Genomic DNA, 25,598 nt, shown 5'->3' with positions numbered 1-25,598 from the left:
AAGCGTGAGGCAGATCAGGAGGAATTTGTTAGAATGGACAGTTCAATGGACAGGAAAGAAAAAAATTCGGCAGTAATTAAAGTCATTGGTGTTGGTGGTGCCGGTGGTAATGCTGTTAATCGAATGGTTGAAGAAAATATCAAGGGCGTTGATTTTATTGCAGCTAATACTGACATGCAAGCTTTAGATCTTTCACAAGCTAATACTAGGTTGCAATTAGGACCTAAGTTAACACGAGGATTAGGAGCAGGTTCTGATCCAGATATTGGTCAAAAAGCTGCAGAAGAAAGTGAAGATGTGATTTCTGATTTATTAAAAGAATCAGATATGATCTTTATTACTGCTGGTATGGGGGGCGGCACTGGTACGGGGGCAGCCCCAGTGATTGCCCGGGTGGCCAAAGATTCTGGAGCTTTGACGGTTGGTGTTGTTACTAGACCATTTATGTTTGAAGGACCCAAACGTGCGAAGTTTGCTGATCAAGGTATTGAGGAATTAAAGCAACATGTTGATACCTTGGTGATTATTGCTAATAATCGTTTATTAGAGATAGTTGATAAAAAGACGCCGATGAATGAAGCATTACATGTTGCGGATGATGTTTTAAGACAAGGTGTTCAAGGTATTTCAGATTTGATTACTTCGCCCGGTTTTGTGAACTTGGATTTTGCGGATGTCAAAACAGTTATGTCTAATCAAGGCTCAGCCTTAATGGGTATCGGTACAGGCAATGGTGAAAACCGGATTGTGGATGCTACTAAAAAAGCTATTTCTTCACCATTATTGGAAGTATCGATTGATGGCGCACAGCAAGTTTTATTAAATATTACTGGTGGTCCTGATTTATCATTATTTGAGGCGCAAGAAGCAGCAAGTATTGTTTCTGAAGCAGCTACAGAAGACGTTAATATTATTTTTGGAACTTCTATTAATGACAGTTTGGGCGATGAAGTCAAGGTTACGGTGATCGCAACGGGAATTGATGACGAACACCAAAGTTCTAAAAACGCAGCTGTAACTAAAAAGCCGACGCCAACGACTGCAACAGAAGACAATGCAGATCAACAATTGGATGCTTGGGGAGTTGGTAGTGATAATTCTAATCAAAATCACGGTTCAAAGTCTGGAACGAATGACTTTGATATTTTCCGACAATCCAATGTATTAAATGATACGGATAATGAAGACGATGATTCCATGCCTCCTTTTTTAAGACACAATCCTAAGAACTAAGGAGAGATATTAAAATGGCCTTTGAAAAATTAGCTAGTTTTTTTGGTTTAGATGATGATGCTGAGATTCCAACTCAAAAAGAACCAGCAGAACAATCGTCTAAAAATAATAATATTGTGGCGTTAAATGCCCACAAAGTAGCCAAACAAAGTGAAATTCAAATTGCACGGCCACTTTCTTATCCGGATGCTAAAAAAATCACGCAAGAATTGTTAAATCAAAATGCCGTTATTGTTAATTTTCAACAAGTCAATGATGAGCAAATGCGGCGAATTGCTGATTTTTTAACGGGTGCGGTTTATGCCTTAAAGGGTGATATTCGTCAGATTGATGAGCGGGTATTTTTATATACACCTTTGAATTTTCAGATTGATAATATAACGATGGATTTTAATGATTAAGTTGAGGTTAAGTTAACGTGGCCAATTTAATGTCTGGTCTGCCAGTTGTTTTAGTAAATTTGTTAGATCTTTATGAATGGTTGATTGTGATTTGGGCTTTGTTAACTTGGTTGCCCGGAGCTGCCCAATCAAAATTAGGCTTATGGCTGAGAAAATTAGTGGAGCCTTTTTTAGGTATTTTTGATCGGATTATTCCACCGATCTTTGGCCTTAGTTTTTCACCAATTTGGGCTTTTTTAGTCATTGGTTTAGTTAAGCAATTAATAGTACGGTTGTTTTAATGGATTTTAATTCGCAGAATAAGGCAATTTTATTTAAATTACAATCGCTCATGCAAACGGCCATGACAACCTATCAATCACAATTGAGTCCGTTTTTGAATCCTTATGAGCAGCGCTTGGCAAATCAATTATTGACGCAATTTACAGAATTAACTCCATATTGGTCCGGTGGTTTTCAAAGAGCCCAACGGAGAAGATTACTGGTAGTACCGCCTTATATTCCTTTTCAGTCCACGGATTTACAGTTACAATTATTTCAAATTAATTTTAATCATAAATTTATTGATTTACAGCACCACCAAATTTTAGGTAAGCTGCTTAATCTGGGGTTAGACCGGAACAATTTTGGCGATATCATTACTGATGGGACTAATTGGCAATTTGTTTCTGAGACAAATCTTACTGACTTATTAGTCAATGAGGTACACCAAATCGGTAAAAATACGGTTAGGTTGCAGCCAATATCTTGGCAACAGCTATTATTAATTAAAAATGACTATACAATGTTAACTCTGAATGTCCATTCCATGCGCTTAGATCAAATTCTCAGTACGGGTTTTAAACTGAGTCGTCAGAAGGCAAAAGAATTAGTGCAGCGTGGTTTAGTATCCATTAATTGGCAGCATGAAAAACGCAGTGACTATCTTTTGACAATTGGTGATACAATTAGTGTGCGTGGTAAGGGACAATTGAGTATTGTTGATTTACTGGGACAAAATAAGGATTATTGGCAATTGTACGTTCAGCTTTATCAGCATTAAGTTAATTAAAACCAAGGAGGCTCTTTAGTATGACTTTAACTCCCCATGATATTCAAACTCAGGAATTTAAAACACAGTTGCGTGGTTATGATAAAAATGAGGTTGATCATTTTCTGGAACAGATTATCCAAGATTATAGTGAGGAACTTAAGACCAATCATCGTTTAGAGTATGATCTCAAGGATTCCAAGGCTCAAATTGCTTATTTTAATGATTTACAAAATACAGTTAATGAGTCCATTATTATTGCCCAAAATGCTGCTGATCAGGTTAAAAAACAAGCTGATGAACAAGCTCAAACAGTAATTGCCCAAGCGCGAACTAACACTGAAAATATGGTTGATCAAGCAATTCAACAAAGCCGCCAAATTATTCAAGACGCCCAGACTCAGGCGCAAAATTTAGTCACACAAACGCAGACTTTGCAAAAGCAAATGGCTGAAAGTTACCAAGCTTTACAACAAGTTGTAGATGAGCAACAGCATTTATTAAGTTCGCAGTCTTGGCAAGGATTGTTAACTGCGGATGATAATCAAACGTTAGTTGATAATATTCATACAACTGTACAGAATTACTTAAACAAATTGGATCAAGTAGCGGCAGAGATTAAAAATGACGACTATGATGATTTGGTTCCAAAGAAAGATTCGACAAAAGTAGTTGACAAAGCAAATAATAATGTTGATAATCAATAATAAATATTACAAAAGATTCAAGTAACTTCTGATCTTGTCAGCGAATTTGGGATAGTGTAAGCCAAATCAAGCGCTCGAAGTTTACTTTATCAGCTTTTGTTTTACACATCTGTAATTTATATACTTACTTTTTGGGTGGTATAGCGAGTGATTCGTCCTAATTGAGGGACGAATTTTTTTATTTAAGGAGGTTTTTAAACGATGAAAATTAAAGAAACCCTAAATTTAGGTAAAACCGATTTTCCAATGCGTGGTAATTTACCCAAAATGGAGCCCCAGTGGCAAGCAGATTGGGAAGAAAATCAAATTTACCAACGTCGGCAAAAGTTAAATGCCGATTGTCCAGCTTTTGTGTTACATGATGGACCACCGTTTGCCAACGGTAATATTCATATGGGCCACGCCATGAATAAAATTACTAAGGATTTTATTGTGCGTTACAAATCAATGGCTGGTTTTCGGGCACCTTATGTTCCTGGATGGGATACACACGGCTTACCAATTGAACAACAGTTGACAAAGCAAGGTGTAAATCGTAAAGAAATGACCTCGGCCCAATATCGCCAATTATGCTATGATTTTGCAATGAAAGAAATAGAAAAACAACGTACGGATTTTAAGCGTTTAGGCGTCAGTGGTGATTGGGATAATCCATATATTACATTGCAACCTAAGTATGAAGCTGAAGAAGTACGGGTTTTTGGTAAAATGGTGGAGCGCGGACTGATTTATCGTGGTAAAAAGCCGGTTTACTGGTCTCCATCTTCTGAGTCAACTTTAGCGGAAGCTGAAGTGGAATATCATGATATTAAATCCCCGTCTTTGTATGTGGCTTTTCCGGTCAAAGATGGTAAGGGTGTAGTAGATGATGATGCGGAATTTTTAGTTTGGACCACAACACCTTGGACGTTACCAGCTAATGAGGCGATTGCCGTTAACCCACGGTTTGAATACTCATTAATTAAATTACCAACAGGCAAAAAATATGTGGTAGCTAGTGACCGAATTGAATACTTGGCACAAACTTTAGAGTGGGATCAATGGCAAGTAATTCGTGAATATAAAGGTTCCGAGTTTGAATATTTAGTGGCCAGTCATCCTTTTTATGATCGTGATTCAGTCTTAATTTTGGGTGATCATGTTACCTTAGATGAAGGAACTGGTTTAGTGCATACGGCTCCTGGTCTTGGTGGCGATGACTTTAACGTCGGAATGAAATACCATTTAGACGTATTATCACCAGTGGATGGTCAAGGACGCTTAACTGATGAAGCACCAGGTTTTGAAGGTGTCTTTTATGACGATGCTAATAAGATGGTCACAAAACTGTTGCAAGAAAAGCAGACATTAGTTAAATTAGACTTCTTTACGCATAGTTATCCGCATGATTGGCGAACCAAAAAGCCAGTGATTTTCCGGTCTACGCCGCAATGGTTTGCTTCCATTGACAAGATGCGGGATGAGATTTTAGATCAAATTGATCAACTAGATTTTCAGCCAAGTTGGGGTAAAACTAGACTTTATAATATGATTAAAGATCGTGGTGATTGGGTCATTTCTAGACAGCGGATCTGGGGCGTACCTTTACCAATTTTCTATGCTGAAAATGGTGATGCAATCATGACTCCCGAAACAATTGAACATGTAGCGCAATTGTTTGAACAATATGGTTCCAATGTTTGGTTTGAAAGATCTGCCAAAGAATTGTTACCAGAAGGTTTTAGTTACCCGGGGAGTCCGAATGGCCAATTTACTAAAGAAACAGATATTATGGATGTTTGGTTTGATTCTGGGTCCAGTAATCAAGCAGTTTTGAAAACACGCCCGGACCTACATTTTCCATCAGACTTGTATTTGGAAGGTTCTGATCAATATCGGGGTTGGTTTAATTCTAGTTTAATTACTTCGGTGGCAGTTACGGGTCAAGCACCATATAAAAAGATTTTATCGCAAGGCTTCACCTTAGACGCTAAGGGACGTAAGATGAGTAAGTCATTGGGCAATGTCATTGTTCCTAGTGATGTTGAACGGCAGTTCGGTGCGGAAATCATTCGCTTGTGGGTAGCTTCAGTTGATACCAGTTCAGATGTTCCTGTTTCTATGGATGCCTTTAAACAAACGTCAGATGCGTACCGGAAGATTCGCAATACACTACGTTTTATGTTGGCCAATACCAGTGATTTTGACCCTCAAGTAGATACAGTGGAATATGCTAAGTTAAGTTCAGTTGATCAATATATTCTTGTTAAATTAGATCGCTTAGTTGCTAAGGTTTTGGCCAACTATGATCATTATGATTTTGTCGATATTATTAAACAAGTTAATGAATTTTTGATTAATGATATGTCTGCATTTTATTTAGATTTTGCTAAAGATGTGGTTTATATTGAATCCAAGAATTCGTTAGCCCGGCGACAGATGCAGACGGTTATTTACGAAGCGACAGTTAAGTTAACTAAATTATTGACACCTATTTTGCCACACACAATGGAACAAGTTTGGCTACAATTAAAAGAACCTGAAGATTATGCCCAATTAACACAGATGCCCACGGTTGAAAACTATGACAATGCTGAACAGATTTTGACTGATTGGCAAGAATTTATGGACTTTCGCACCGATGTTTTGAAGTCATTAGAAAATTTACGTGATCAAAAATTGATTGGTAAATCGATGGAAGCCGCAGTAACTATCTATCCTAATGATCATTTAAGACAACTTTTGACCAAATTAAAGGTTAATGTTGGACAATTATTGATTGTTTCGCAATTTAATATTTCTGACCAACCGTTAACTCAAGCTGATGAATATGATGATGTGCAGGTTAAAGTTACTCCTGCTAGTGGTCAAGTTTGTGAACGGTGTCGCATGACTAAGGAAGATGTTGGTCAAGACAAACAGTTAGCAATGTTATGTGCCCGTTGTGCACAAATTGTCCGTCAAGATTATCCAGAAGCTGTAGTAGAAGGATTGGAAAAATGATTACCGGAACAGTAGATTGGTTTGATGATAAAAAGGGGATTGGCGAGATTATTACTGCGAAAACGCAGCAAAGGGTATTTGTATATTTTACAGCTATCAGTGGTACGGGGTTTAAAACCTTAACCGCAGGCCAAAAAGTTTATTTTGAAATGGCGCAAGGATTTAAAGGTCCACAAGCGGTTAATGTCCACGTGCAACCGTCAGTCACAGATTAAATACAAATAAAAATGCTCTATGGCAGTTTTAGCTGCTATAGAGCATTTTTAGAGATGATCAGTCATCATGGTGAGTTAATTACTAACTAAAAAGAAAATCTTACAGTATAATGGTAATGTTATTTGACTAATTTTCAAAAAAATAAACAATTAATCAAAAGTTATGTTTAGCAGAACTTAATGTTGAATACCGTAAGGAAAGATGCGCAGTCCTTCGTGGTCCACCATGGCGATATAAATGTCGGAAATTTGATAGCCTTGTTGGTTTAACTGGTCGGTGACCCATTGTTCAGTGTGATTAGTGTATTCCAAACCGAGTTGATCAAGTTGTCCATCCATAATGACCGGAAATTGATATTTGAGATCTTTTTTAACGGTAAAACTAATTTGACCATTTTGTTCCCAAACGGCTTTATCAATATCGTTCAAATCATTGATACCAGCTTGACGTAACTTGAAAGCTAAGTCATGCGCGGATAGCCCCGCTTTGGCAGTTCTTTCAGATAAAATTTTGCCATTCGAAATAATAATTGTGGGTTCGCCGTCTACAAAATGTTTAATTAAGTGATTATGATTGGTTAAAAATTTCATCGTAAAGACCACCAAGGTCCAGATTAGCAAAACAATGAAAAATTGTAATAACGTAATTTCAGAGTTATATAAAACGCCACCAATAATTCCGCCTAAGACAAAATTTTGCATTTGATCAATCACGTTACTAGGAGCTAAATTGGATTTACCTAATAGATTAATTTGAATAATCATGGCAAAAAATCCCATAATGAGTTTAATAAAAGTTTGCCAATAAAAAGTCATTTGTTACCTCCTAGTGGTTAATAATGTGAATTTTCGGATTAGTTAAGTGGACGCGAACTAATTCAAAACTGGAATTGTCATTATTTAAATTGACTTTCATAATTTTAGAATTAATTTTGATTAACATACCGTTAGTTAGAATTGTTGAATTAGAATAAATGTGCTTGACTGGAATATGTTGATTGAGACTAACTTGTTTGATCAAGCTGGCAACTTGACTATTACCATTGGCAGAGTTGCGGTTTTGTTGCCAATTATCATATTGGATAGTTAATGTTAGTAGCAGAGCTAAAATCGTGATAATAGTCAATTCACGGTACTTGCCATCATCGCGATGGCTCAAAAAAAGTAATAATGATATGATGACAATAGTCAGTAAAATAACATTAATCAATAAGATAATATTGTTGACGTGGCTAGGTTGTTGCGTTAGGTAATGATAAGTATAAAAGTTAGACAAACTAGACCCCCCATTCTCTAACGCTGATTATAGCAAGAAAATTCGAATTAATAGGGATTAACGCATTATTTTAAACGGAGGGCTAAATTGGACTTCACGGAAAAGAAATTAAGTACTAAGCAAATTTTTTCAGGACGGGTGATTGATGTCGCTGTAGAGACCGTGCTGTTACCTAATCAGAAACAAGCGACACGAGAAATTGTTCATCATCATGGAGCCGTTGGGATTTTAACGGTGATTGATCAACAAATTTTATTGGTGAAGCAATGGCGGGAACCACTCCGACAATTGACTTTAGAAATTCCAGCCGGTAAAGTGGAACCTGATTGTGTTGATCTCAAAAGTGAAGCTTTACGAGAATTGAACGAGGAAACTGGCTATACTTGTTCAAAGTTACAATTTTTGACGGGTTTTTATTCTACGCCGGGCTTTAGTGACGAATATATAACTTTATATTATGCGCCAGCGGTCCAACCAGTAGCGCACAAGCGACCGCTAGATCCGGATGAATTTTTATCAATTGAATTATTGACGTTAACTCAAGCCCAAAATCAAATTCAACAAGGGTTAATTTGTGATGCTAAAACGATATTAGCCATCATGTTTTGGCAACAATTAATGGGAGCTTAATTGAGATGAAAGAAACTACAGATTTAGATCAACAAGATACAACATCTGAGACCGTTCCAACTTGGAGCCGCTTTGATCCGCAAGCTAAGTCTAGTCGGTTAAAACAATGGTTGAATCGGTGCATTATAATAGTTGGCTTGTTAATTTTGTTAGTTTATTTAATTTTATTTTTTGTTTAACTTAATAGGAGGAATGAAGTATGAAAATTGGTGTTATTGTAGCAATGGCTGAAGAAATGGGTGTTTTAACTAATTCTTTGTCTAATAAAACGGTGGAAAAAATTGCCGGAATCGAGTTAATAGTTGGTTGTTACCAAAAACACCAAGTAGTGGTGGCACAAAGTGGTATTGGCAAAGTACAAGCGGGGATGGTTACGACCATCTTATGTAATAATTACCAACCAGATGTGCTAATTAATACTGGTTCAGCTGGCGGAATTGGTTCAGGCTTAAGTGTGGGTGATGTTGTGGTTTCTAAGCAGGTTGCTTATCATGATGTGGATGTAACAGCCTCTGATTATCCGAAGGGACAACTACCACAACAACCGCTTTATTTCCAAGCTGATTCTAAATTGGTTCAGCAAGTAGTGGACGCCGGACAAATGGTTGGGCAAACTAGCCGTGTGGGCTTGATTGTTTCAGGTGATCAATTTATTGGTAGTCAGCAGCAAAAGGATCAAATTTTACAAGATTTTCCGGATGCTTTAACTGTAGAAATGGAAGGTGCAGCCGTCGGACAAGTGGCTACACAATTTAAAATTCCATTTGTCATCATTCGAGCAATGAGTGATGTTGGTGATGATCAAGCCAATGTTTCCTTTGATGAATTTGTCCAAGATGCGGGTCAACGTTCAGTACAGATGTTATTAAACTTTATGGATCATAATTAAGAAGGTAATAATAATCATGGAGCATGTTTATTTAGATAACGCCGCGACGACGCGGTTGGCGCCGGCAGTTGTGACTACGATGGAACAACAATTAGCTAATAATTTTGGTAATGCCTCTACACCTAATTTTTACGGCCGCCAAGCACGAGCAGTTTTGGATGATACCCGAACGGTAATTGCTCAAAGTATTAATGCGCAACCGAGTGAAATTACGTTTAATAGTGGTGGTTCAGAAGGTGACAATACTGCGATTATTATGGCTGCGTTGAGCCAGCAACAGTTGGGTAAGCATATTATTACGACAGCAATTGAGCATGAAGCCGTTTTAAAATCTATGGCTTATTTAGAGCAAAAAGGTTTTGAAGTTACTTATTTGCCAGTCGACGAATTTGGCCAGATTAGTTTAACTGATTTTCGGCAAGCTTTACGGCCTGATACGATTTTAGTATCTATTATGACCGTTAATAATGAAGTGGGGACACAAAACCCAATTGCAGAAATTGGTCAAATTCTCAAATCACACCAAGCTTTGTTTCATACAGATGCGGTACAAGCTTACGGCCATCAAACTTTGGATGTACAGCAATTAAATGTCGATTTATTAACTACTTCGGCTCATAAATTGAATGGACCTAAAATGTTGGGCTTTCTGTATGAACGAACTGGTGTCAATTTACCATCTTTGATTCATGGTGGTGATCAAGAAAACAAAAAGCGGGCTGGTACGGAAAATATCCCTGCGATTGCTGGTTTACAAACTGCTGTGCAATTTCACGATAGTCAACAAATTCAGCAGGATCGAGAGCGTTTTACGGGCTATAAACAGTTAATCATTGATCAATTAACAGCACACAAGGTTGATTTTGCAGTTAACGGCCCCAAAATAACGGCAAGTGCGCCCAATATTTTGAATTTGTGGCTCAAAGGCTGGGCAACTTCGATTTTACAAATTAAATTGGACCTAGCAGGGGTCGTCATTTCGGGTGGTTCTGCTTGCACGGCGGGGAGCTTGGAACCGTCGCATGTGTTAACTGCGATGTTTGGCCCAACTAGTGACCGTGTTAATGAATCGATTAGGATTAGTTTTGACACTTTTACAACTAAAAGTGATATACTCAAACTTACTGATAATTTAATTCAAATTGTTCGTGAAAAAATTTAGGAGGTGGTTAAATGCCAATGTTAGCTCAAGTAACTGGTGATTCAGATCAGTATCAAGTTCATCCTCAGATTAAAGTGTATGCTCTGCAAGATATTGGCTTTACTAAATCAAGCCAAGGAAATTTTTCATGGGAACAACCACTGAGTGCGCTGTCGCCATACCAGGCTGCTTATGTGTTAAAAGTTAAAATTAAACGGGATTTAAAAACTTTGAATCTGGCAGTGACGGATAGTAGTGGTTTGCAAAAAATTAATATTTTTAAATTGAAAGATAATGAAGAATTGCTGGAGCAGTATCATTATGCGTTAGATAATTTGCTTCAACGACAGATTATACAAAAAGTAAATAATAGTTAGAAAAGGTGAATTGATTGGCAAAAAAGCGTGTAGTTGTAGGTATGAGTGGTGGAGTTGATTCTTCCGTCTCAGCTTTATTGTTAAAGCAACAAGGTTATGATGTCGTCGGCGTGTTTATGAAAAACTGGGATGAAAGTGATGATTCCGGAGTTTGTACAGCAACCGAAGATTATGAAGACGTGGCTAAGGTAGCTAATCAAATTGGGATTCCGTATTATTCTGTGAACTTTGAAAAAGAATATTGGGATCGGGTTTTTGAATATTTTTTGGCTGAATATAAACTCGGTCGGACACCAAATCCTGATGTAATGTGTAATAAAGAAATTAAGTTTAAAGCATTTTTAGATTATGCGCTGCAGTTGGATGCTGATTACATTGCAATGGGGCACTATGCTCAATTACAACGTGATGAATCAGGATTAATTCATATGTTGCGGGGAGCTGATCCTAATAAAGATCAGACTTATTTTTTAAGTACAGTGGCTCAGGATCAATTACAAAATGCCTTATTCCCGATTGGTCATTTACAAAAATCGCAAGTTCGGCAAATTGCCGAAGAAGCTGGCTTAGCAACTGCTAAAAAGAAAGATTCTACTGGTGTTTGCTTTATTGGTGAGCGTAATTTTAAGCAATTTTTAAGTGAGTTTTTACCAGCTCAAAGTGGCCGTATGTTGACTCCTGATGGTCAAGAAGTTGGGACACATTCTGGCCTGATGTATTATACAATTGGTCAGCGCTCAGGTTTAGGTTTGGGCGGTAATGGTCAGTCTAATGAGCCGTGGTTTGTTGTGGGCAAAGATTTACAGCAGAATATTTTGTATGTAGATCAAGGTTATGATAATCCTTTATTGTATGCGGATAGTTTAGAAGCAACTGATGCATCTTTTATTCGACCAGTAGATCTGACACAACCATTGCATTGTAGTGCTAAGTTCCGTTATCGTCAGGCTGATACTGATGTCGTGGTCACCAAAACAGCGACGGGTCTAACAGTTGATTTTGCACAACCTGTGCGGGCCATTACTCCTGGTCAAGAAGTAGTTTTTTATGACGGAGCAGAATGCTTAGGTGGTGCGACGATTAATCGGGCTTATAGTAAGCAACAACAATTGCAGTATGTTTAAGTTCAGATTTACTTGCTAAAATTTAGAATTTAATTGAGATTGGAACCAAAGTGTCTGGCCGTTAGCAAAGCGGTTTAAATTTGAAAGTCTGGACTGAGACTTTGAAAATTTAATGCCGTGAAATGTTAATGAAGGACTTTTGTCAGACTAATGTTCGTTGCGCTGATGAACAACGATCGTAAATCTGATGGTTCCAATCTCTTTTTATTTACCATGAAAATCATTTGAACTTGAATAATTTAGTTGAATCAACGATAATATTAAGCATTAGTAAGGTAATTTGGGATTAGGGAGTTTGAGATTATGACTAAATTTTATTTTGTGAGACATGGTAAGACACAATGGAATTTTGAGGGGCGTTATCAAGGAGCAAAGGGTGATTCACCTTTACTAGAATCAAGTTATCGCGATATCAGTTTATTAGCACAACACTTATCCGACCAAAAGATTGATCATATTTATTCAAGTCCGATTAAAAGAGCATACATAACAGCCACTACTTTGGCTCAAGATTTGGGTGGGAGTATTCCGGTGACAACGACGGCGGCTTTGAAAGAGTTTGATTTGGGTCTGTTAGAAGGACAAAAATTTAGTTCAGCAGAACAAAAATATCCGCAATTAATTTGGGCTTTTCGCAACGATCCCAGTCAATATGATCCGCGCCTAATCAACGGTGAGACTTTTACGCAAGTTATTGCCCGAGCCGATCAATTTATTAAAGATTTAGCCCAACAAGATGTTCAAGGCGATCAAACTTATTTGTTAGTCAGTCATGGAGCAGCCTTAGTAGCAATGATTAAAGCTTTGTTAGGCGTATCATTAAAAGATATGCGCAAAGAAGGCGGCATGTCTAATACCGGTTTAACCACTTTAGCAACGCAAGATTATGGTCAAACCTTTGATTTAATTAAGTGGAATGATACGAGTTATTTACATCGTAACTTAGATCAGACAGATACTATTTAAAAATGGAGTTGACGAAATGAACCAACGAGCAGCTAAATTATTTCAAGCAGGTCACAAGCAGGCAGCAGTTGAATTGTTAGCTAAAGCATTGCAAACTGACTGGACACATTTAACTTGGTTCTTACAGTTAGCAAGTTATTTAGTAGCGGGTGGTGATTTAGCTGAAGCGGAAGAGCTGTTATTAAAAGCTAAACAATTATTTCCCAAGGCCCAAGAAATTGATTATAATTTGGCTGTGATTTATTACCAAGCGGGCAAATTAGACCGTGCCAAAGCTTTATTAATGACAATTAAGCAACCTGATTTGTTAAGTGATGCGTATTATTTATTAGCTCAAACAGCACAAAAGAATAATCAATTACAGCAGGCTTTAGTCTATGCTTTAACAGCGTTAGATCACAATAAGCAGGTGGTTGCTAATTTTTTGTTGGTGGGGGACTTATTAATACAATTACAACAATTCCAACAGGCGCAAACTTATTATCAACAAGCATTACAATTAAAGCCACAAGCGGAGAGTTACTTTAAATTGGCGTTGTGTGAAATGGTCAATGGTGATCGTCATTTTTCACAACATTTTCAACAAGCACAACAATTAGATCCTGCCTATGTAAAGCAGCATCAGCAGCAATTAGCGGAGATTGAACGTTACGTACAAGCACAGCAGAAAGATGATCAAGATAAATGAGTGAAGACTATGTAGTTGGCGCTGTTCAAGCGGTTTTTTTTGAAAAACCTGAAGACTTTTTTAAAATTATGCTCATCAAAGTTCAAGAAACTTCTTTTGCTTGGTCCGACAGTGAAATTGTTGTAACAGGTACCTTTGCAGAATTGACAGCGGAGCAAAATTATCGCTTCTTTGGACAATTAGTAACCCATCCTAAATATGGGCAACAGTTAAAGTGTGAACGCTATCAAAAGGAAACACCTAATGGTTCGAAAGCATTAATTGAATATTTTTCTGGTGAACAATTTCCAGGGATTGGTAAAAAAACAGCTGAAAAAATTGTTGATTTACTAGGTGATCAAGCTATTCAAGTCATTATTAATAATCCAGAAGTAGTACAACAGTTGCCGTTAAGTGCGGCTAAAAAAAAGCTCTTGCTTGATGTTTTGCAGGAATCTTATCAAACGGAAGAAATTATTTTACAATTAAATCAGCTGGGGTTTGGTAATAAATTATCATTTAAAATTTATCATCGTTATCAAGAGGAAACCTTGGATATTTTGCATCAAAATCCGTACCGGTTAATTGATGATATTAAAGGCGTTGGTTTTCGTCGCGCTGATCAGTTAGCACGGACTTTTGGTCTGGCAGCTGATGATCCGAAACGTATTCAAGCGGCGGTCATTCAAACGCTGCAAACAAATGTTAATACGACGGGCAATACTTATTGTTTACAAACAGAGTTAATTAATGGAACGTTACAATTAATTAATATTGCTAATTTGACTCCAGTTACACAATCGTCCATCATAACGGCTTTGAAAGCTTTAATTCAGCAAGGGCGTATTTGTGTTGAAGCGCCAGAGCGGTACTTTTTAAAATCTTTATACGAACAAGAATGGTCGATTGCTCAGCAATTAAAGTTATTACAGTCACAGTTTGTCCCGGAGAATTTGTCTGCTAAAAAATTAGCGGCAGTGTTACAGCAAATTGAACAACAGTTGCATATTAGTTATGATGACAATCAAAAACAAGCAATATATCAAGGACTAACGAATGCTGTTGTCCTATTAACGGGGGGCCCCGGTACTGGAAAAACTACGATTATTAATGGCTTAGTCAATGCTTTTGCTCAAGTTCATCATTGTTCGTTAGATCCCGATGATTATCAAGACAAGCCTTTCCCCATTGTGTTAGCGGCGCCAACTGGTCGCGCAGCCAAACATCTGATGCAAAATACGGGGTTGCCAGCTGGAACGATCCATCGTTTACTAGGTTTGACTGGTCAAGAAGATCCGACAGAAATTACAGTTAATGAAATTCAAGGTCAATTGCTAATTATTGATGAAGTTTCGATGGTAGATACGGAGTTATTTGATTTACTAATTCAAGCGGTGCCCGCGGGAATGCAAGTGGTCTTAGTTGGTGATCGTGATCAATTACCGTCGGTTGGACCAGGACAAGTGTTTTCGGATTTAATTGCTAGTCAAGTTTTTGCAACAGTTTGTTTAACCAAAATTTATCGCCAAAATCAAGATTCAACGATTATTGAATTAGCACATCAAATTAATCAAGGACAAGTTACTGAACAATTATTTCAAAATTTTGCCGATCGCAGTTTTATTAATTGTGACGCATATCAGGTGGCGCATGTTTTACAGCAAATCGTTTTAAGGAGTCAGCAAAAAGGCTTTGATTTGAGTAATATTCAGATTTTAGCACCTATGTATCGCGGAGCAGCGGGAATCGATCATTTAAATCAGGTGATGCAAGAAACATTGAATCCGTTAACGCCAGACAGTAAAGTTATTCACTTTGGCAAAATTGAATACCGGATTGGCGATAAGGTAGTTCAATTAGTTAATAATGTTGAAAAAAATGTTTTTAATGGCGAAACAGGATTGGTAACAGGAATTACTTTAGCTAAAGATAATCCCAACAAAAAACAGGGCGATTTAATTCATTTAAATTTTGATGGTCGTGAAATTTCTTATGCACGGGCTGATCTTAATAATATTACTTTGGCGTATTGTACCTCAATTCATAAAGCTCAAGGTAGTGAATTTGATTTGGTCATTGTGGTTTTAGTACAACAGCAATCGCGCATGTTGAAAAGAAACTTATTATACACAGCAGTTACACGGGCTAAGTCCAAGTTAATTCTGCTGGGCAATCAAAGTGCTTATCGGCAAGCCATTGCTGATCAGTCCAGTCAACGGCAAACTTGTTTAGCAGCGCGTTTGCAGGAAGTTTTTGCATTAAAAAAACCAGTAACTACTACGTCAGAAGTTACTGATCCAAAAACACAAACGTTAACTTTAAAAATGATTTTAGAACAACAAATTGACCCATTAATTGGGCTAAATGGATTAAAACCGACAGATTTTTTAAAAAATTAAGTAACACGAAATGATTATAACCAAAAGTTTTGTTCAGCACAATTGATGTCTAAGTCTAAGATATGCTCTTTGACTAATTCACCATCCACTTGGATGAATTGCTGAGAATTTATTTGCAGGTGTGCTTTTTGAAGAATAAAGTGGTGCACAGCTGGGTTTTGTAAGTGATCCCCTGTTAGAAAAACTTGTTTAACTAGTTTAAAGAGCGCTTTCCAGGAATGCGCCTGAGCCGTGGCTAAACTTAATTTTTTTTCTTGCAGATTTGCAGGGGGGATTAGGGGAACACCGCCGCCAAAATAAGGTTGATTAGCTAACACGCACAAAAAAATATTGTTTAAAGTGATAGATTGATTGTTAAATGTTAATTTAACCGAAAAAGTAGGACGCTTGAAAGCCTTGAAAATTTGGGAAACATAGATTAATTTACTTAAGTGGAGCTGATTAAATCGTTTTTTCCAAGGTGAAGTTAAGGTCAGTTGAATAATATTGGCATCAAAACCAATGCCAAAGTTATTAATAAAGAATAGTTTTTGCTGGTGATAAGTAACCTGACCTAAATTTAATGCTTTGCTGGTGGGCTGGTGACAAAGATTTTGTAAAATTTGTTTTTCATGATGCGGTTTGTAATTCAACGCGCGCGCAAAATCATTACCTGAACCAGCAGGTAAATAGGCGAGTGGTGTGTTGGGCCTATTAGACTGCTTGACACCATTAATGGCTTGATTTAAAGTTCCATCACCACCAATAATAATAATTTTTTGTTGTGATTGTAAGCGCCGATTGATTAAATTTTTAACTAATGTCTGTGCTCCTTGTGGTGGTGTGGTGAATACTTGATAGCTTTGACGCAATTGGTTTAAGTATTTGGTCGATCTTTTTAGACAATATTTAGCGTGATTGCTAGCAGCGTGTAGATTAACCACTATAAAAAAGTTTACACGGCTGTTGTCCATAAGCAACTCCCTTTCTAGTTTAATAAGTGATAGTCTTATTTTAGCAGACAAAAAGCTGAGAAGAAAAAACTTCTCAGCTTTTTTATGATTTTTGAATTTTTTTAAACTTCGACGGAAACAATCATCGGTAAAATGACTGGATGTCTTTCGGTTCGACGATACAAAAATTCTTGTAAATTATCAATAATATCCTGCTTTAAAGTTGCTTCGGAAAGATTTTGTTTGTTATCTAAGTGAGTTTTAATTGTGTGGAAAACATGCTTTTGTGCTTGATTGATTAAAGTACCAGATTCGCGCATATAAACAAATCCGCGCGAGAGAATGTCGGGTCCTGATAAAACGAGCCCTTTTTGATAATCAATAGTAGCTACCACAATTACCAAACCTTCCTCGGACAATATTTGACGGTCTTGGATAATTTTATTACTAATATTACCAATTCCATTTCCATCAATATAAACGTCGCCAGCAGGAACATGATCAGCTTTACGTGCTGAGTCTTTGGTTAACGCCAAGACATCACCATTTTCAAAAATAAAAGTATTTTCTTTGGGGACGTCACATAATTGTGCTAATTCGGTGTGAATCTTGAGCATGCGGTATTCACCATGAATGGGCATAAAATATTTCGGCTTGATTAAGCGCAACATTAATTTTTGTTCTTCTTGACCACCGTGACCAGAAGCGTGAATGTTATTAACTTTGCCATGAATAACATTGGCGCCAGCTTCTTCTAATTCGTTGATTAGATGGTTTACACTAATCGTATTACCCGGAATGGGATTGGACGAAAAGATCACTGTGTCATTGGGCTGAATCGAAATTTGGCGATGAGTGCCATTTGCAATTCGACTCAAAGCAGCCATGGGTTCACCTTGAGAGCCTGTGCATAATAACATGACTTTATTAGCCGGTAATTTACTAATTTCTGCGGAGTCTAATAATTCACTATCCGGGATATCTAAATAACCTAACTCTCGTCCATTAACGATGGCTTGTTCCATACTACGTCCAAAAACTGCGACTTTCCGTCCATTTTGCATGGCAGCATCGACTGCTTGAGAAACTCGATACAGGTTGGAAGCAAAAGTGGCGAAAATAATTCGACCATCAATGCGTTCAACAATTTGGTGAATCGTATTACCTACAAAGCGTTCAGATTTAGAAAAAGTAGGAATTTCCGCATTAGTACTATCAGATAGTAGTAGTAAAACACCTTCAGATCCTAACTTAGCCATTTTTTGTAAATTAGGGGCTGGTTGGTTACCTACGGGTGTCAAATCAAATTTGTAATCTCCCGTTTGGACAATAGTTCCTTGCGGTGTATGAACAGCAATACCTAACGTGTCTGGAATTGAGTGCGTGGTTCTAAAAAATTCGACACTCAATTTATCAAAGGAAACAACATCATCTTCTTGAAGAACATGCATTTCAGTAGAATTTAGTAAGCCATGTTCTTCTAGCTTCCCCTTAATTAAAGCCGTAGCGAGCGGACCCGCATAAATAGGAACATTTGGAACTTTTTGTAAAAAGTAAGGAATACCACCAATATGATCTTCATGACCATGAGTAATAAATAAACCCTTGATTTTTGCACGATTGTCAATTAAATATTGATAATCAGAGATAACATAATCAATTCCTAAAAGTTCATCTTCAGGAAATTTAATACCAGCATCTACGACAACAATCTCATCTTGATACTGAATAACGTACATATTTTTGCCAATTTCGCCGAGACCACCAATGGCAAAAACTGCAACTTCATTTTGCTTAATATTCAAATTCATATACTAAAGCTCCGAGAGTTTAGTCAATTGAAAATTAGGACTTTTTTGTTCGTACTCCAAATAATTACCAGTTAATTCTTCAATTGACTCGATATTGTAATCAGTTTGTTCTTCAATTGCAGAGCGAACATCAATGGCAGATTCAGCCTCTGTGTAAAGAGTCTCGGTAGTTTCTCGACGCGGATTTTGAACATTATTAGCTTGATATAAAACTTTGTAGATCAATGGAATTCTCCTTTAATTCTTAATTAAATAATTAAACGTTGTCAGTGGTTGATTAAATCAACAGTTAAACAAATGGTATCACATCTAGAGTTGCTTGTATATAAACAACTCCCTTCAAAATCAGAGCATTGAAAAGACTAATTAAGAAATGATAATCGTATTTTCTTCAGAAGCAAATGGGGCGGACATATTAATATGGTCGTAAAATAAATGTCCATTTAAATGATCAATCTCGTGCTGGCAAACAATTGCTGGATAATTTTTAACACGCATAGTTTGGGTTTGACCATCAAAGTCTTGGTAACGAATGGTAATCCGTGCACTTCGTGGCACGTAGCCCGGAATATCTTTGTCAACTGATAGGCAGCCTTCGCCTTCAGCTAATTGGGCTTTTTGGACAGAATTGGAAATAATCACTGGATTAATTAAAGTGATCTTTAGTGCATAATCTTTGTCTGAGTCATTATCTTCATTAGGAACTAAAACGGCAGCCATTTGCTCTGAAACACCTACTTGTGGAGCAGCTAGACCCACACCAGCACGTAAATGATGCTTTTGTGCAAATTCAGGATTTTGACTGTTGATTAAGTATTCCATCATATCATGTGCGAGTTGTTGATCTTTTTGACTTAAAGGAAATTGGACAGGTTGGGCTAATTGCCTTAAAACAGGATTACCATCACGGGTAATATCTTTCATCATATACATAAAAAATTAAACCTCTTTTGTTAGCATAATATTATTATGAATAATAATAGCATACTCAATTTATAGAGTGCCAATACTAAAAAAAATTTACCAAAATTAGTTGGAATTATCCCTTGGATTTAATTCTAAAAAATGTTAAAATACTTTCTGGAAACCCTTACAAATAAAATTGAAGGTTGCGAAAGGAATGGTAAAATATGGCAAATAAGTCTATTGTTGATTTTTCCAAAATTAAGCAAGATCTTTCAGAATTTCCTGATCCAATTCAAGTTGTCGATGAAAAGGCAAAGGTTGTTAATAAGACTGTATTTGACAGTTTTAGTGATGAACAATTAGTGGAATTTATGGAAAAAATGGTCTGGGAACGTGCACTACATGAACAGACGATGAATTTCTCTCGCCAAGGTCGGATGGGTTTTTATGCTCCGACAGCTGGTGAAGAAGCCACTGAAATGGGAACAGTTATGGCAATGAAGAAGCAAGATTTCCTTCTGCCTGCTTACCGTGATATTCCTCAATTAATTCAACATGGTGCTACAGTAACCGAAGGATTCTTATGGTCACGTGGTCATGTTAAGGGTAACGAATTTGAAGCTCGTGCTTTGATGCCACAAATCATCATTGGTGCGGCTTATCTAGAAACAGCTGGTGTAGCTTTAGGCTTAAAGAAAAATGGCGAAGATGCAATTGCCTTTAGTTATACTGGTGATGGTGGTACTTCTCAGGGTGACTCCTATGAAGGTATGAACTTTGCTGGTGCGTTCCAAGCTCCTGCTTTGTTTATCGTTCAAAACAACAACTATGCTATTTCTGTTCCAAGAGAAAAACAAACTGCTGCCAAGGCTTTAACCTTAAAGGCTGCTGCTGCTGGTATTCCTGCTGTTCAAGTTGACGGAATGGATATCTTGGCTTGCTATAGTGTTGCTAAAGCTGCTCGTGAGTATATTTTAGCTGGTAATGGTCCTGTTATGATTGAAACTTTGACAGACCGTTATGGTGCTCACTCTTCTGCTGGTGATGATCCAAGTCGTTATCGTTCTAAAGAAGCACAACAACCATGGTTAGACCGCGATCCATTAATCAGAATGCGCAAGATTTTGACTGATAAGGGATTGTGGACTGATGAACATGAAGAAGAATTAACTAAACAATATAAAGATTCATTTAAAGATGCATTAAAAGAAGCTGATGCAGTCGAACCAGACAAAGTTTCTGATATGTTGAAGCGGACTTTCGAAGTTCCTACTCCAGAAATGCAAGCTGAAATTGCTGAATTTGAAGAAAAGGAGTCCAAATAACATGACTAAAAAATCATATATTCAAGCTATTACAGATGCCTTAGATATTGAATTAAAAGATGATCCTAAGACTTTGATTTTCGGCGAAGATGTTGGTAAAAATGGTGGTGTATTTAGAACTACTCAAGGTCTTCAAGAAAAATATGGTGAGGACCGAGTATTTGATACCCCATTAGCTGAATCTGGTATTTTGGGTCTGTCAATTGGTTTAGGTTTAACTGGCTGGCGGCCATTACCAGAAATCCAATTTTCTGGCTTTACCTTAGAAGGTGTTGACTCTATTGCTGGTCAAATGGCCCGGATGCGTTATCACTTTAATGGTAAGAAGACAAGCCCAATTACTATTCGTTCACCATATGGTGGTGGTACACATACAGCTGAAATGCATTCAGATAACTTTGAAAACTTCTTTGTCGGCGTACCTGGATTGAGAGTTGTAATGCCAAGTAATCCATATGATGCTAAAGGCTTATTAATTTCTTCTATTGAAAATAATGACCCCGTACTTTATTTGGAAAACTTGAAATTATATCGTTCAATGAAAGATGATATTCCTGATGAAAAGTACTCTGTACCGCTAGATCAAGCTAATGTTGTTCAAGAAGGTAATGACATTACATTAGTTGCTTATGGTGCTCAAGTTCAAGAAGCTCAAAAAGCTGCTGAAGAATTAGCTAAGGATAACGTTTCTGCAGAAGTTATTGACTTACGGACTGTTTCTCCAATTGATACAGCAACCATTTTCAAATCAGTTGAAAAGACTCATCATGTAGTTGTAATCCAAGAAGCTCAAAAAATGGCTGGTGTTGGTGCACAAGTTGCCTCTGCGATTGCTGAAGATGCTATTATGTCTTTGGATGCACCAATTGGTCGGGTTGCTGCACCTAATTCAGTTTACCCATTTGCTTTGGGTGAAGAAGTCTGGATTCCTCGTAAAGATGCAATTGTTGCTAAAGCAAAAGAAATTCTAAATTACTAATCGGAATTGAAAGGTAGGATTAATTCATGGCATTTAAATTTACACTTCCGGAATTAGGCGAGGGAATGGCTGAAGGTGAAGTCGCTAACTGGTTAGTTAAAGAAGGCGACGACGTTAAAGAAGACGATTCTTTAGTCGAAATCCAAAATGATAAATCAGTTTCTGAATTACCTTCACCTGTTGCAGGTAAAGTTAAACAAATTGTTGCCCAAGAAGGTGACACAGTTGAAATTGGTGATCCGTTAGTTATTATTGATGACGGTTCACCTGACACACCTGATGATGATGTTTCTAAAGATGATACAGCTGATGCTGCTGAGAAACCTGCTGCTGATGATAAAAGTGCAGCGCAACCAGCTCCAGCAGCTGCACCAACAGGACAAGCAAATCAAGATTATTTAGCAATGCCATCTGTTCGGCAATATGCTCGTGATAAGGGTGTTGATTTGGCACAAGTTACTCCTTCAGGAAAACATGGTCAAATTACAAAAGCTGATGTAGATAACTTTAACGGTTCTGCTCAACCTGCTCCAGCAGCTGCAACTGCCGAAGTTGAAGCTACACCAATTAAGCCATATCAATCTGATGAACCTGAACTTGAAACTCGTGAAAAGATGAGTATGACACGGAAGACAATTGCTAAAGCAATGTCTGAAAGTAAAAAGATTACGCCACATGTTACAAGCTTTGACGATGTTGAAGTTTCAGCTTTAATGGCTAATCGTAAGAAATATAAACAAATTGCTGCTGATAAAGGTATTAAGTTAACATTCTTGCCTTATTTAGTTAAAGCAGTAGTTGCTGTTTTGAAGGAATTCCCTGAATTTAATGCTTCCATTGACAGTTCAACTAATGAAATTGTCTATAAGCATTATTACAACATTGGAATCGCTACTAATACAGATCATGGTTTATATGTACCAAACATTAAGAATGCTGATTCTAAGGGTATGTTCGAAATTGCTAAAGAAATTACTGAAAATACCCAAGCAGCTTATGATAATAAGTTAAGTGCTAAAGCCATGAGTGGTGGTTCAATTACTATTAGTAATGTAGGTTCTATTGGTGGTGGTTGGTTTACACCAGTTATTAACCAACCTGAAGTTGCTATTTTAGGTATGGGTAAGATTGCTAAAGAGCCTTACGTTGCTGAAGATGGTTCTATTAAAGTTGGTAATATGTTGAAACTCTCCTTGAGTTATGATCATCGTTTGATTGATGGTGCTTTGGCACAACAAGCTTTGAACATGATGAAGAGTTTGTTACACGATCCAGAAATGTTATTGATGGAGGGTTAATCAAAGTATGTCTGATGTAGAACAAAAAGATACTGTCATTATCGGTGCTGGACCTGGCGGCTATGTTGCAGCTATTCGAGCAGCTGAATTAGGACAAAAAGTTACTATTATTGAAAAAGAATATTATGGTGGCGTTTGTTTAAATGTTGGTTGTGTTCCTTCTAAATCTTTGATTCAAGCAGGTCATCGTTTACATGAAGCTCAAGATGGCTCAACTTATGGGATTGCCACTAGTAATGTAAAACTTGATTTTTCCAAGACTCAAGCTTGGAAAGATGATAAAGTTGTTAAACGTATGACTAATGGCGTTAAAATGTTGTTGAAAAAGCATAAAGTTGAAATGGTCGAAGGCGAAGCTTTCTTAGACAATGATCATCAATTACGGGTTATGTCTACTGGACCTAAACAATTTATGGATAATGGTGGCGGTCAAACTATTCAATTTAAGAATTTGATTATTGCCACTGGTAGTCGTCCAATTGAAATTAAAGGCTTTAAGTTTGGCGATCGTGTGCTTGATTCAACTGGTTTATTAAATGTTAAAGAAGTTCCAAAGGAATTAGTCATTGTTGGCGGTGGCTATATTGGAACTGAATTAGCTGGTGCCTTTGCTGATTTAGGGTCACACGTTACTATTCTTGAAGGTACGGATAAGATTATTCCTAATTTTGAACGCGACATGGTTAAAATTGTTGAAAAGAATTTGAAAGCTAAGGGTATTGATATCGTTACAAGTGCCATGGCTAAAGAGGCTAAATCTTCTAAAAATGATGTTGCTGTCACTTATGAAGTTGACGGTAAAGCTTCAACAATTAAAGCTGATTATGTAATGGTTTCTGTTGGACGTAAACCAAATACTGATAATTTTGGTTTGGAAATGACAAGTGTTGAATTAACTGATCGTGGTTTGGTCAAAGTTGATGAACAGGGTCGTACTAATGTACCAAATATTTATGCTATTGGTGATATTGTAGCTGGTCCTGCGTTAGCACACAAAGCCTTCTTTGAAGGTAAGACGGCTGCAGGTGCTATCTCTGGTGAAAAGACAGCCAATGATTTCTTAAGTGTTCCAGCAGTTTGCTTTACTGATCCTGAAATGGCTAGTGTTGGTTTAACTGAAGCTGACGCTAAAGAACAAGGCAAAGAAGTTAAGACTGCTAAGTTCCCATTTGCTGGTAATGCGCGCGCTGTATCATTAGATAGTGCTGATGGCTTTGTTAAATTAGTTGCTGATAAGAAGACCGGTACGATTCTTGGTGGACAAGTAGTTGGACCAAGTGCAAGTACTTTAGTTTCCGAATTAAGTGTTTTGGTAAATTGTCAATTGAATGAGGAAGATGTTGCTCTAACTATTCATCCACATCCAACTTTAGGTGAACCAATTCAAGAAGCAGCAGATGTGTTAATGGGTTACCCAACCAATATTTAATTTTATTGATTAATTCTGAAAAAATCGGCGTTATGCGTCGATTTTTTTGTTGTTTTGCCATAAAATTGGGTTGAAATGGTTATTATTTTATGACATATGACAAAGGATTTTCTATATATGATTGACTTATTGAGGATACAAAAGCAAGTTTTATATATATTGACACAGGTTCAAAAACAATTGAGAAGTAATCGTACTTTTAAGCAAGTACAAGAAAAATCGGGCCGAACAGATCTAGTAACTGAAAGAGATATTAATATTGAACAGTTGATCATTCAAAACTTGAAACAGCAATTTCCACAAGCACGTTTTGTGAGTGAAGAAGGATTTGGAGATCAAATTCATGATGTGCGTGGACTGATTTTTTATGTAGATCCAATTGATGGAACGATGAATTTCGTTAAGTTACATGATCAATTTGTGTCAATGATTGGCGTTTATTTTAACGGTAACCCAGTATTTGGAGCTATAGCGGATGTGATGGCAGACAAATTATATTACGGTGGTCCTAAAATTGGGAGTTTTATGAATGGTCAAACCCTAACAACATTAGCTAATAGCCATCTAAAAGAAGGCTTAGTGATGATTAGTAATCGCTTTTTAGATCAGACTAATTATCAAAAAATAAGACAAACAAGTTGTGGTTTACGTATTTATGGCAGTGCAGGCATTAGTTTTTTACATTTGATTAATCAACAAGAAATTCTGTATATCTCACAACTGCAACCTTGGGACTTAGCGGCTGGGTGGGCCATTGGTTGCTCGCTTGGGCTCCAAGTGCAAACCATTGACGACACCCCAATAAATATGTTACAATCACAAACTGTAATTATCGGAACAGAACGCGCAACAAAAGAAGCTAAGAAACTATTATCTTAGTT

27 protein-coding genes are annotated in these 25,598 nt (G+C 37.2%); 21 read left to right on the top strand and 6 right to left on the bottom strand.

The window, feature by feature from the left end; all coding sequences use genetic code 11:
* The first annotated feature begins 33 nt into the window (after positions 1–33).
* The 7 genes from ftsZ to AC3B6Y_RS01185 all read left to right on the top strand — a co-directional run bounded on the left by ftsZ (position 34) and on the right by AC3B6Y_RS01185 (position 6,568).
* Entirely contained in the window at positions 34–1,233 is a 1,200-nt protein-coding gene (ftsZ, locus tag AC3B6Y_RS01215; RefSeq protein WP_489769702.1) for a cell division protein FtsZ, read from the top strand.
* Positions 1,234–1,247: 14 nt separating this feature from the next.
* The gene (locus tag AC3B6Y_RS01210) at positions 1,248–1,634 is read left to right on the top strand and encodes a cell division protein SepF (protein ID WP_489769703.1); all 387 of its coding nucleotides are present in this window, start codon (positions 1,248–1,250) and stop codon (positions 1,632–1,634) included.
* Positions 1,635–1,651: 17 nt separating this feature from the next.
* Complete coding sequence (locus tag AC3B6Y_RS01205; protein ID WP_489757826.1) at positions 1,652–1,915, top strand: YggT family protein; 264 nt, start codon at positions 1,652–1,654, stop codon at positions 1,913–1,915.
* On the top strand, positions 1,915–2,676 hold the full coding sequence (locus AC3B6Y_RS01200; RefSeq protein WP_489769704.1) for a YlmH family RNA-binding protein: 762 nt from the start codon (positions 1,915–1,917) through the stop codon (positions 2,674–2,676). The genes AC3B6Y_RS01205 and AC3B6Y_RS01200 overlap by 1 nt, the downstream gene beginning before the upstream one ends.
* Positions 2,677–2,705: 29 nt before the next feature.
* Positions 2,706–3,371: a DivIVA domain-containing protein gene (locus tag AC3B6Y_RS01195; RefSeq protein WP_489757828.1), complete on the top strand. Its 666-nt coding sequence runs from the start codon at positions 2,706–2,708 to the stop codon at positions 3,369–3,371.
* Between the two features lie 201 nt (positions 3,372–3,572).
* On the top strand, positions 3,573–6,353 hold the full coding sequence (gene ileS, locus AC3B6Y_RS01190) for an isoleucine--tRNA ligase (protein WP_489791181.1): 2,781 nt from the start codon (positions 3,573–3,575) through the stop codon (positions 6,351–6,353).
* Positions 6,350–6,568 carry a cold-shock protein gene (locus AC3B6Y_RS01185; RefSeq protein WP_489757830.1) on the top strand — a complete coding sequence of 73 codons (219 nt, stop codon included), beginning with the start codon at positions 6,350–6,352 and terminating at the stop codon, positions 6,566–6,568. The genes ileS and AC3B6Y_RS01185 overlap by 4 nt, the downstream gene beginning before the upstream one ends.
* Positions 6,569–6,745: 177 nt before the next feature.
* Here AC3B6Y_RS01185 and AC3B6Y_RS01180 read toward each other — a convergent pair whose 3' ends face one another.
* Both AC3B6Y_RS01180 and AC3B6Y_RS01175 read right to left on the bottom strand, forming a co-directional pair.
* A complete protein-coding gene (locus AC3B6Y_RS01180; RefSeq protein ID WP_489757831.1) occupies positions 6,746–7,384 on the bottom strand; it encodes a DUF421 domain-containing protein in 639 nt (212 codons plus the stop codon).
* A gap of 10 nt (positions 7,385–7,394) precedes the next feature.
* Positions 7,395–7,844, bottom strand: a complete 450-nt coding sequence (locus AC3B6Y_RS01175; RefSeq protein WP_489757832.1) for a DUF3290 family protein — start codon at positions 7,842–7,844, stop codon at positions 7,395–7,397.
* 87 nt (positions 7,845–7,931) lie between these two features.
* On the opposite strand from AC3B6Y_RS01175, the gene AC3B6Y_RS01170 reads away from it, so the two are divergent.
* The 9 genes from AC3B6Y_RS01170 to recD2 all read left to right on the top strand — a co-directional run bounded on the left by AC3B6Y_RS01170 (position 7,932) and on the right by recD2 (position 16,037).
* Complete coding sequence (locus tag AC3B6Y_RS01170; RefSeq protein ID WP_489769705.1) at positions 7,932–8,474, top strand: NUDIX hydrolase; 543 nt, start codon at positions 7,932–7,934, stop codon at positions 8,472–8,474.
* A gap of 5 nt (positions 8,475–8,479) precedes the next feature.
* Entirely contained in the window at positions 8,480–8,653 is a 174-nt protein-coding gene (locus tag AC3B6Y_RS01165; protein ID WP_489791180.1) for a hypothetical protein, read from the top strand.
* 20 nt (positions 8,654–8,673) lie between these two features.
* A complete protein-coding gene (locus tag AC3B6Y_RS01160; RefSeq protein WP_489757835.1) occupies positions 8,674–9,363 on the top strand; it encodes a 5'-methylthioadenosine/adenosylhomocysteine nucleosidase in 690 nt (229 codons plus the stop codon).
* Positions 9,364–9,379: 16 nt separating this feature from the next.
* Positions 9,380–10,525, top strand: coding sequence for a cysteine desulfurase family protein (locus tag AC3B6Y_RS01155; protein ID WP_489791179.1), 1,146 nt, complete (start codon positions 9,380–9,382; stop codon positions 10,523–10,525).
* 11 nt (positions 10,526–10,536) lie between these two features.
* Positions 10,537–10,881 carry a cysteine desulfurase gene (locus AC3B6Y_RS01150; protein ID WP_489757837.1) on the top strand — a complete coding sequence of 115 codons (345 nt, stop codon included), beginning with the start codon at positions 10,537–10,539 and terminating at the stop codon, positions 10,879–10,881.
* 14 nt (positions 10,882–10,895) lie between these two features.
* On the top strand, positions 10,896–12,005 hold the full coding sequence (gene mnmA, locus AC3B6Y_RS01145; protein ID WP_489757838.1) for a tRNA 2-thiouridine(34) synthase MnmA: 1,110 nt from the start codon (positions 10,896–10,898) through the stop codon (positions 12,003–12,005).
* Between the two features lie 303 nt (positions 12,006–12,308).
* Positions 12,309–12,971: a histidine phosphatase family protein gene (locus AC3B6Y_RS01140; protein WP_489791178.1), complete on the top strand. Its 663-nt coding sequence runs from the start codon at positions 12,309–12,311 to the stop codon at positions 12,969–12,971.
* Positions 12,972–12,987: 16 nt separating this feature from the next.
* A complete protein-coding gene (locus tag AC3B6Y_RS01135; RefSeq protein ID WP_489775286.1) occupies positions 12,988–13,659 on the top strand; it encodes a tetratricopeptide repeat protein in 672 nt (223 codons plus the stop codon).
* The gene (recD2, locus tag AC3B6Y_RS01130) at positions 13,656–16,037 is read left to right on the top strand and encodes an SF1B family DNA helicase RecD2 (protein ID WP_489790300.1); all 2,382 of its coding nucleotides are present in this window, start codon (positions 13,656–13,658) and stop codon (positions 16,035–16,037) included. Before AC3B6Y_RS01135 ends, recD2 begins: the two co-directional genes overlap by 4 nt.
* 14 nt (positions 16,038–16,051) lie before the next feature.
* On the opposite strand, the gene AC3B6Y_RS01125 is transcribed toward recD2, so the two are convergent.
* The 4 genes from AC3B6Y_RS01125 to def all read right to left on the bottom strand — a co-directional run bounded on the left by AC3B6Y_RS01125 (position 16,052) and on the right by def (position 19,713).
* Entirely contained in the window at positions 16,052–16,990 is a 939-nt protein-coding gene (locus AC3B6Y_RS01125; RefSeq protein WP_489757842.1) for a diacylglycerol/lipid kinase family protein, read from the bottom strand.
* A 101-nt stretch (positions 16,991–17,091) separates the two neighbouring features.
* Positions 17,092–18,780 carry a ribonuclease J1 gene (gene rnjA, locus AC3B6Y_RS01120; protein ID WP_489757843.1) on the bottom strand — a complete coding sequence of 563 codons (1,689 nt, stop codon included), beginning with the start codon at positions 18,778–18,780 and terminating at the stop codon, positions 17,092–17,094.
* Positions 18,781–18,783: 3 nt separating this feature from the next.
* Positions 18,784–19,005: a DNA-directed RNA polymerase subunit epsilon gene (locus tag AC3B6Y_RS01115; protein ID WP_489757844.1), complete on the bottom strand. Its 222-nt coding sequence runs from the start codon at positions 19,003–19,005 to the stop codon at positions 18,784–18,786.
* Positions 19,006–19,146: 141 nt separating this feature from the next.
* Positions 19,147–19,713, bottom strand: a complete 567-nt coding sequence (gene def, locus AC3B6Y_RS01110; protein ID WP_489791177.1) for a peptide deformylase — start codon at positions 19,711–19,713, stop codon at positions 19,147–19,149.
* Between the two features lie 197 nt (positions 19,714–19,910).
* Here def and AC3B6Y_RS01105 point away from each other — a divergent pair, with 197 nt between their 5' ends.
* The 5 genes from AC3B6Y_RS01105 to AC3B6Y_RS01085 all read left to right on the top strand — a co-directional run bounded on the left by AC3B6Y_RS01105 (position 19,911) and on the right by AC3B6Y_RS01085 (position 25,596).
* Entirely contained in the window at positions 19,911–21,011 is a 1,101-nt protein-coding gene (locus tag AC3B6Y_RS01105; protein WP_489757846.1) for a thiamine pyrophosphate-dependent enzyme, read from the top strand.
* A 1-nt stretch (position 21,012) separates the two neighbouring features.
* Positions 21,013–21,990 (top strand): alpha-ketoacid dehydrogenase subunit beta, encoded by a 978-nt coding sequence (locus AC3B6Y_RS01100; RefSeq protein ID WP_489757847.1) that lies wholly within the window; start codon positions 21,013–21,015, stop codon positions 21,988–21,990.
* A 26-nt stretch (positions 21,991–22,016) separates the two neighbouring features.
* Positions 22,017–23,288, top strand: coding sequence for a 2-oxo acid dehydrogenase subunit E2 (locus AC3B6Y_RS01095; protein ID WP_489757848.1), 1,272 nt, complete (start codon positions 22,017–22,019; stop codon positions 23,286–23,288).
* A 7-nt stretch (positions 23,289–23,295) separates the two neighbouring features.
* Positions 23,296–24,717: a dihydrolipoyl dehydrogenase gene (lpdA, locus tag AC3B6Y_RS01090; RefSeq protein WP_489757849.1), complete on the top strand. Its 1,422-nt coding sequence runs from the start codon at positions 23,296–23,298 to the stop codon at positions 24,715–24,717.
* Between the two features lie 117 nt (positions 24,718–24,834).
* Entirely contained in the window at positions 24,835–25,596 is a 762-nt protein-coding gene (locus AC3B6Y_RS01085; protein WP_489757850.1) for an inositol monophosphatase family protein, read from the top strand.
* The last annotated feature ends 2 nt before the right edge of the window (positions 25,597–25,598 follow it).

This window comes from Bombilactobacillus sp. ESL1092, from assembly GCF_058107465.1.
This window is presented reverse-complemented; position numbering and strand designations above follow the sequence as displayed.